At 61.7% G+C, this 7853-nt stretch carries 7 protein-coding genes and 1 pseudogene; 5 read left to right on the top strand and 3 right to left on the bottom strand.

Features of this window, described 5'->3' with window-relative positions:
• Nucleotides 1-369: 369 nt before the first annotated feature.
• The 4 genes from VSR34_RS15360 to VSR34_RS15345 all read left to right on the top strand — a co-directional run bounded on the left by VSR34_RS15360 (nucleotide 370) and on the right by VSR34_RS15345 (nucleotide 4049).
• Nucleotides 370-1926 (top strand): methyl-accepting chemotaxis protein, encoded by a 1557-nt coding sequence (locus VSR34_RS15360; RefSeq protein WP_081723525.1) that lies wholly within the window; start codon nucleotides 370-372, stop codon nucleotides 1924-1926.
• A gap of 32 nt (nucleotides 1927-1958) precedes the next feature.
• On the top strand, nucleotides 1959-2708 hold the full coding sequence (locus VSR34_RS15355; protein ID WP_342962837.1) for an electron transfer flavoprotein subunit beta/FixA family protein: 750 nt from the start codon (nucleotides 1959-1961) through the stop codon (nucleotides 2706-2708).
• Nucleotides 2709-2732: 24 nt separating this feature from the next.
• Complete coding sequence (locus tag VSR34_RS15350) at nucleotides 2733-3665, top strand: FAD-binding protein (protein WP_342962842.1); 933 nt, start codon at nucleotides 2733-2735, stop codon at nucleotides 3663-3665.
• An 81-nt stretch (nucleotides 3666-3746) separates the two neighbouring features.
• The gene (locus tag VSR34_RS15345) at nucleotides 3747-4049 is read left to right on the top strand and encodes a hypothetical protein (RefSeq protein ID WP_342962836.1); all 303 of its coding nucleotides are present in this window, start codon (nucleotides 3747-3749) and stop codon (nucleotides 4047-4049) included.
• Nucleotides 4050-4404: 355 nt separating this feature from the next.
• Here the strand turns inward: VSR34_RS15345 and VSR34_RS15340 are convergent, their stop codons facing one another.
• Entirely contained in the window at nucleotides 4405-5235 is an 831-nt protein-coding gene (locus VSR34_RS15340; RefSeq protein ID WP_028231555.1) for an alpha/beta hydrolase, read from the bottom strand.
• Between the two features lie 123 nt (nucleotides 5236-5358).
• Between VSR34_RS15340 and VSR34_RS15335 the strand changes: the two genes are divergently transcribed.
• Nucleotides 5359-6387 (top strand): helix-turn-helix domain-containing protein, encoded by a 1029-nt coding sequence (locus tag VSR34_RS15335; protein ID WP_342962835.1) that lies wholly within the window; start codon nucleotides 5359-5361, stop codon nucleotides 6385-6387.
• Between the two features lie 50 nt (nucleotides 6388-6437).
• Here VSR34_RS15335 and VSR34_RS15330 read toward each other — a convergent pair whose 3' ends face one another.
• The gene (locus tag VSR34_RS15330) at nucleotides 6438-7496 is read right to left on the bottom strand and encodes a dienelactone hydrolase family protein (RefSeq protein WP_342962834.1); all 1059 of its coding nucleotides are present in this window, start codon (nucleotides 7494-7496) and stop codon (nucleotides 6438-6440) included.
• Nucleotides 7497-7501: 5 nt separating this feature from the next.
• Nucleotides 7502-7806: pseudogene (locus VSR34_RS15325) on the bottom strand (4-hydroxyphenylpyruvate dioxygenase); the annotation flags it as partial.
• Nucleotides 7807-7853 lie beyond the last annotated feature (47 nt).

Here is a 7853-nt window from a genome sequence, read left to right as displayed (position 1 = left end):
GTCCGCCTTGGCTAGCGGGCACCCTCCCGCCCTGACTTGCCCCTTATCTAGCGGATACATTGATCAGACGAATGTCCTGGTGAAAAGTATGCCTGTGGCGCGAGATAGTCTTGCGCGTGGAAAACTTATGCTGCAGAATGCAACGGAAATGCCACCGATCGTCTGTGGCATACAAGTGTCTGTTCTGCGAATACCTATTGCCTAAGCTTTTGAGCCACCACAAATGAAAGAGCTGACAGCCGAGGACGTCGGAGCCGGGTCTGAACTCGCTCGTATTGCGGCTGGTTTCTGCCGCTTCTCGAAGGCACGGATTAACCCGTTTGCTTAACTGTACGTATGAAATTTACGCTGAACCGCAAGCTCATTTCGATGATCGTGGTGCTGTGGATTGGCCTCCTGCTGATCGGCGCGCTGGGTGCATGGCGGACACGCGCGACCATGGTGGCCGATCGCGAGGAGCAGCTGCGTTCACTGGTGCAGCAGGCTGACAGTATTGCAACCCACTATTATCGGCTCGCGCAACAGGGCACGTTCGGCGAAGCGGACGCCCGCAAGCAGGCGCTCGCGGCATTGGCGGATTTGAGGTATGGCAAGGACGGCTATATCGCCGTCATTAACTCGCATCTCGTTATCGTAATGAATCCGTTCCTGCCGCAAATGAACGGCAAGGACGCAAGCGGCATGATGGACGGTGAGGGAAAGCCGCTGTTTCCGAAGCTCGTAGCCGCCGGCAATGAGCCGGGCGGCGGCTTTGCGGAATACGTCGGCCGGAAACCGGGCAGCGGTGTACAGGCGCACAAGGTGAACTACGTGATGCGTTTCGCGCCATGGGACTGGTATCTCGCAACCGGAATGTACATGGATGATGTCGAGGCGGCCTTCACCCACGACCTGCTCTGGTGGCTGTTGACGACAACAATGCTTGGCGGCGTCTGCACGCTCGTCATGGGTTATGTCGTCAGGAGCGTTCGAGGTGTACTTGGCGGCGAAATGGAAGTTGCAGTGGAGGTGGCGCGGCGAATCTCGCAGGGCGACCTTGCGATGAACGTACCCGTGCGTGATCGCGCGCGCCCGAACCTGATGCTGGCGCTCGCCACCATGCGAGACGGTATTGTGGAAACGGTGTCGCGTGTCTATGCGGGGGCGGAAAACGTCAACGTCGGTGCACACGAGATCGCGTCGGGCAACTCCGATCTGTCGCAGCGCACTGAAAGGCAGGCGGCCGCGCTGGTTCAGACAGCCTCGAACATGGACGAAATCACCGCCAATGTAAGGCGCAACGCGGAAAGCGCGGAAAGGGCGGCGCGGCTTGCGGGCGAAGCGGCCGCCGTTGCACGAAGGGGCAATCAGGCCGTGGACGGCGTCGTGCGGACGATGAGCGAGATCACCTCCAGTTCGCTGGAGATCGGCAACATCATCGGTGTGATCGACAGCATTGCTTTCCAGACGAACATACTCGCACTCAATGCGGCGGTCGAGGCTGCGCGCGCCGGCGAGCACGGGCGCGGCTTCGCAGTGGTGGCGTCCGAGGTACGTAGCCTCGCGCAACGCTCGGCGTTGGCAGCGAAAGAGATCAGGGATCTGATTGGCACGTCGGTCAGAGTCGTGGAAGCCGGTGCGCAGCAGGTATCGAACGCGGGTGCGACCATGACCGATGTCGTGCAGGCAATAACCGGCGTCTGCACGATCCTCGACGAGATCAGTCACGCTTCGCAGGAGCAGAGCGCGGGTATCGAGCAAGTGAACTGTGCCGTCGGGGAAATGGATCAGGTAACGCAACAGAACGCTGCGTTGGTCGAAGAGGCAGCAGCGGCTGCGCATTCGCTGCGCGATCAGGTAGGCGGACTGCGCGATGCGATCGCCCGATTCACATTGCCGGGGCGCGAACCAGGCCGAGGCACTGCCTCCCGGCTATCGGTTTTATAAATCTCTGATATTTCTGGTGGTGAGGGGGCGAGATGAAGGTGCTGGTCGCGGTTAAGCGCGTAGTCGATTACAACGTGAAGGTTCGTGTGAAGTCGGATGGCACGGGCGTCGACATTGCGAACGTGAAGATGTCGATGAACCCGTTCGACGAAATCGCCGTGGAAGAGGCGGTGCGCCTGAAGGAAGCGGGCGTGGCGACGGAAGTGATCGCCGTGTCCGCGGGTGTCGCGCAAGCGCAGGAAACGCTGCGCACGGCGCTGGCGATCGGCGCCGATCGCGCGATCCTGATCGAGTCGAACGAAGACCTCCAGCCGCTGGCCGTGGCCAAGCTCCTGAAGGCGCTGGTCGACAAGGAACAGCCGCAGCTCGTGATCCTCGGCAAGCAGGCCATCGACGACGATTCGAACCAGACCGGCCAGATGCTCGCCGCACTGGCGAACCTGCCGCAGGCGACGTTCGCATCGAAGGTCGTGGTCGCCGACGGCAAGGCAACGGTTTCGCGCGAAGTGGATGGCGGCGCGGAAACGCTGTCCTTGAAGCTCCCCGCAGTCGTCACGACCGACCTGCGCCTGAACGAGCCGCGCTACGTCACGCTGCCGAACATCATGAAGGCGAAGAAGAAGCCGCTCGAGACGATCAAGCCCGAGGACCTCGGCGTCGACGTCACGCCGCGTCTGAAGACGCTGAAGGTTGCCGAGCCGCCGAAGCGTTCGGCTGGCGTGAAGGTGCCGGACGTGAAGACGCTGGTCGAGAAGCTGAAGACCGAAGCCAAGGTGCTGTAAGGAGAGCAGACGAAAATGACGAATCTGGTGAATCTCATAATAGCTGAACACGACAGTCAGTCGATCAAGGCCGCAACGCTGAACACGGTTGCCGCAGCACAGAAGATTGGCGGCGACGTGCACGTGCTGGTCGCGGGCCACAACGCACAGGCCGCAGCAGACGCGGCAGCAAAGATCGCAGGCGTTGCGAAGGTGCTGCTCGCCGATGCGCCGCAACTCGAACAGGGTCTCGCCGAGAACGTCGAAGCGACGGTCCTGAGCATCGCAAAGAACTATTCGCACATCCTGGCTCCGGCAACGGCAGCGGGCAAGAACGTCACGCCGCGTATCGCCGCGAAGCTCGACGTCGCACAGATCAGCGACATCACGGCAGTCGATTCGCCGGACACGTTCGAGCGTCCGATCTATGCGGGCAACGCGATTGCGACAGTGCAATCGGCCGATGCAATCAAGGTCATCACGGTCCGCACGACGGCGTTCGATGCCGTCGCGGCCGAAGGCGGCAGTGCGGCGGTCGAGAAGCTCGAAGCGGCAGCAGACAGCGGCCTCTCGCAGTTCGTCGGCCGTGAAGTCACGAAGCTCGACCGTCCGGAACTCACGAGCGCGAAGATCATCGTCTCGGGTGGCCGGGGTCTGGGCAGCGGCGAGAACTACACGAAGGTACTGGAGCCGCTCGCGGACAAGCTCAATGCAGCGCTCGGCGCATCGCGCGCCGCAGTGGACGCGGGCTTCGTGCCGAACGACTACCAGGTCGGCCAGACCGGCAAGATCGTCGCGCCGCAACTGTATGTGGCCGTGGGCATCTCGGGCGCGATCCAGCACCTGGCCGGCATGAAGGACTCCAAGGTCATCGTCGCGATCAACAAGGACGAAGAAGCACCGATCTTCAGCGTGGCTGACTACGGCCTGCACGCAGACTTGTTTACCGCCGTGCCAGATATGGTCGCGGCCCTTTGAGCAACCGGGAGCGGCGGCACGTCCGGTATCGGCCGTTGATGTAATGCCGCGCCGTTCGTGCCAGATACCGCGGAGCGATCGATGGTGATGGACCAGTCGAATGAGCACCAGGGCATCTCATTTAGTGGTTCTGGGAAGGAGAAGCGAATGTACGCCAGTGATACATCATTGCGCGCGATGGTCGAAAAATGGCTGGCTCCGGCCGCAGCAGTGCCGGTGCGGGTCACGCGCGTTGCCTCGACGCATCTGCGTCGGATGCGCTGCGTAAGAGTCGAGGCGCAAAGGGCTGAAGGCGCAGTGGCGATTCTTTTCTTCCTGCACCGTGACGGCGCCTGGCGTGTGTTCCCGCCCGAGGCGAAGTACCCTGCAATGCAGGCCTGGTAGGCGCGTTCATACTATTTGAGCCCGGCGACGACTAATGCGAAATTGATGAAACCGAGGATTCGCTTTGTGCAGCATTGTGTTCAATTTTGCAGGCAGGTGGTGTCGTCGAAACCGCTGACGTCCATCTGGCGGAATCCGCCCGCGATCGGGCCCGTCAGATGGCGGATTTCATCGTGGACCAAGTCCCGGTACGTCACGTGCGCCGATGGATATTCCGCCCGCATTTCGGCTATCACGGCGGCGGAGCGTTCGCGCGTGACGAGTTGTTGCCCAGAACGCTTGCATCGAGATGGAGGATATTCATTTCAGCCTCGCTGTCAGGGGAGATATGAAGTGCTTTAAAACGCGGGGGAATTCATTGCGATGCCTTTCGCGCGGCTTGATCGATCAGCTTCGCTATGTCGTCCGGGTGAGACAGCATTGACATGTGGCTGGAGCGAATGGACGTGACCGTTGCCCCGATGTGCTGCGCAATGGCTTGCTGCACGGCGGCCCTGAGCGCGTTGTCGTTGGTTGTTCGCACATACCAGACGGGTTTGTCGTGCCACGCCGCATGCTGGACCTTCCCGGTGAAGCAGGCCGCCGCGACGGGTTGCTGAACCGATGCCAGCTTACGAGCTTCCGGAAACGGAATATCCGCCGCCATGACGTGCTGAAACTGTCGGGCGTCGTCGAGCCAGATCAGCCCCTGGTCGTCCGGTGCGAGTCCCGTCATTGGCGCGTCGAGCCGTTGCAGCAGGTCAGCGACGGACTCGCCATCATCCGGTACCAGCGCGGACAGATAAACAAGACCCTTCACGTTGGCGGCGTTGCCAGCCTGGGTAATGACTGCGCCGGCCCAGGAGTGGCCCACCAGCAGCACGTCGCCGGATTGCCGGCGCAGGACGCTTTCGGTGGCAGCAACGTCGTCCGCGAGCGAAGTGAGCGGGTTCTGCACGGCAGTAACGTGGTAACCCATGCGCTGCAGCCTGACGATGACCGGGCTCCAGCTCGACCCATCGGCAAAAGCACCATGCACGAGCACGATGTTGTGTACAGCCGGTGCCGTAGACGCTGCCACATGAGCCGTGGCCAGCGTCGCCGTGACGGCCACGGCAGCAGCGAGCCGGCTGAACCATACGGACCGACGGCGCGCCCTTGTCGCAAGGAGCGAATCCGGATGCCTGTGAAGAGTTGGGAATTTCATGTGGAGGCGAATCATTGACAATGACGCGCCAAATTTATCTGGCTTCAACGAATAGTTGCAGGTGGCAAACTCGCCATTGTTCATGCAAAATTCGCCAACCGTAACCGATGCATGGAGCGCGCCGTGCGCATAGGAATCGTGGCAGTCGAGGGCAGCCTGCTCTCTGCCATTAGCGGCCTTGCCGACCTGTTCTGGATGACGGAGCAAGCTTTGCGCGCCCCGCCGGCTGGCGCATCGTATGGCGTGCGCGATCAGGCCATTCCCACCTTCGAGACCACCATCGCAAGCGCGGACGGCAAAACCCTGCGGGACGCGCAGGGCCGGTTGATTCCGGTCGATACCTCGTTTCATGAATTGACGCACTGCGACGTGGCACTCGTCACGGGGATGGCGCTCGGACCGCACCGGCTACCGCCGGTATCTGCGACGGTCAGGCACGCAGCAGCGTGGCTGCAGGAACGCCATCGAACGGGGGCGTTGGTCGGCGCTGCGTGTGCCGGGACTTTTGTGCTGGGGGAGGCCGGCTTGCTGAACGGAAGGCGCTGCACCACCACGTGGTGGCTCCACCATGCGTTAAGGCAGCGGTTCCCCAAGGCACGCCCGGTGTGGGGCACTGCAGTGGAAGAACAGGATCGCGTCGTCACGACAGGCGGGCCGCTCTCCTGGGTCGATCTGGCCTTGCACGTGATCAGGAGCGAAGCAGGGCCCGAAGTCGCCCGCCTGGCTGCGGATATCTCTGTGGCAGACAGCTTGCCGCTGCCACAGCTGGTCTACGCGCCCCGCGGATTTGTCAACGCCAACGACCCGCTACTGCTGCAAGCGGAGCAGATCGTCCGCCATGCCAGCCCCGGATTCACGGCTGAAGCTTTGGCGAGTACGCTGAGTCTCAGCGAACGGACATTGCATCGGCGGCTGAAGAGCTTGACCAACGAGTCGCCCAAGGGGTTCATCACGCGCGTGCGAATCGAAATGGCGTGCGTGCTGCTCGAGCGGCCTGGGGCAAGCATCAAGCAGGTCGCACTGCAATGCGGCTACAGCGAGGAAACGTCATTCCGGCGTGCCTTCGGCCAACTCACCGGGATGACGCCGGCCGACTACAGGCGCTGGTCAGATGCACGGAACCCCATGCGTCCGGCTTCCCACGAAAGCTAGCCTGGCCCGGATTGACGCTGCAGCAGACGTGTTTGCAGTGCATGCCAGTGCTAGCCGCCCGGCATTGCGCCGCCACTACCCAGCAATGTTCTCAGGTAAGCCAGTACGTCGGCGATCGCCGCGTCGCGAGCTTGCGCGTTGCCGCCAACGTGTGGGTCGGTCTGAACGCACTCGTCGTGGAAGGAAAAGGGCGTGCCGGTCGCCTCGTTGATCAGCTCGCCACTTTCGTTCTCGAAGATGCGGCATGCGCGTACCGTCTGCGCGCCCTTTGCGACGACAGTGGGCATCGCGTATGGCATATCGAAGGCATGCGATGCGTGCGGATAGACTGTCATGATGGCGTCGCTACCCGCCTTTTGCAGCCGTTCGATGTATGCCGCACAGGCCGGTGCAGGATCGTAATCGTCGTCGGCCCCATGGAATTCGCGAATCGGTCCATCAACCACGGTGTCGTCGCGATAACGGGTCATGCAGTCGGGATAAAAGGGCAAATAGGCGCGGAAGCGAGCGCCTGACGTGTTCCACAGGCGGTTGAGCCGCGTCATGGCCGCGTAGAGGGTCGCCTGTCCGCCTCTCGAAAAACCCATCAGCACGATCCTGTCCGGATCGACGCGGGAATCACGCGCGAGTATGTCCAACGCCCGATAGGCGTCGAGAATGAGGTTCAGCCGGCCGAGCTGCGACTGATCCTTGCTGGTGGACGTGATGCCACGGCCTGTGAAGCCATCGATGGCGAACGTCCCGATACCGTTCTCGTTGAACGTACGCTCCCACATTTCGATGTTCGCGCCCATTCCGCTCGAACCATGTATCAGCACCACTACCGGTTGTTTTCCGGCGTGCTTCGCAAGACGCAGGATGCCGGCGATCGTCACAGGTTTGCCGTTACGATCGCCAGTCAGCATCTGACTGTCACTCAGAGTGAGCGAGGGAATCTGGTGGATCTCGACGTGGGCGGCCATGTCGAGGCCGCTCTGCGCGTGTGCACACTGAGCGGCAATCCATAGCGCCGCGACAAACAGCGTTTTGATGACCTTCATTGATGTGTCTCCCGAGTGGCAGGCTCTTGGACCGATCGCTCGATTCTTTTGTTTACTGTGTGCGGTCATGCTGTGCGCTGAATTAACTCGAAGAACACGGGCCCGAGCAGCGGTTGCGAAAAGATCTGCAACAGCAATCGCGGCTTTTCGTCTGCCGTGCTGTCGTCGAGCAGGATGCCGCGCGTCTTCAACTGATCGACCGGCTGGCCATGGCCGGGCAACCGAGCTTCCAGCCCATCGTAGTAGAAATCATTGGCGCCGTCATCAACGGCACTCCGGCCAATTGCAGCCCGTCGATCGTGTCCACGAGGTTGTCCGTGGAGAGGGCGATGTGCTGGATTCCTTCGCCGTTGAACTGCATCAGGAATTCCTCGTTTCTCTACCGCCGGCCACTTCGCGCACCACTTCGGCCCGCGGTTGTCCACC

Origin of the sequence: Paraburkholderia sp. JHI2823 (assembly GCF_038900695.1) — a bacterium.
GTDB lineage: Bacteria > Pseudomonadota > Gammaproteobacteria > Burkholderiales > Burkholderiaceae > Paraburkholderia > Paraburkholderia mimosarum.
Note: the sequence above shows the minus strand (reverse complement) of the source record. Positions and strands in the feature narration are given on the sequence as shown.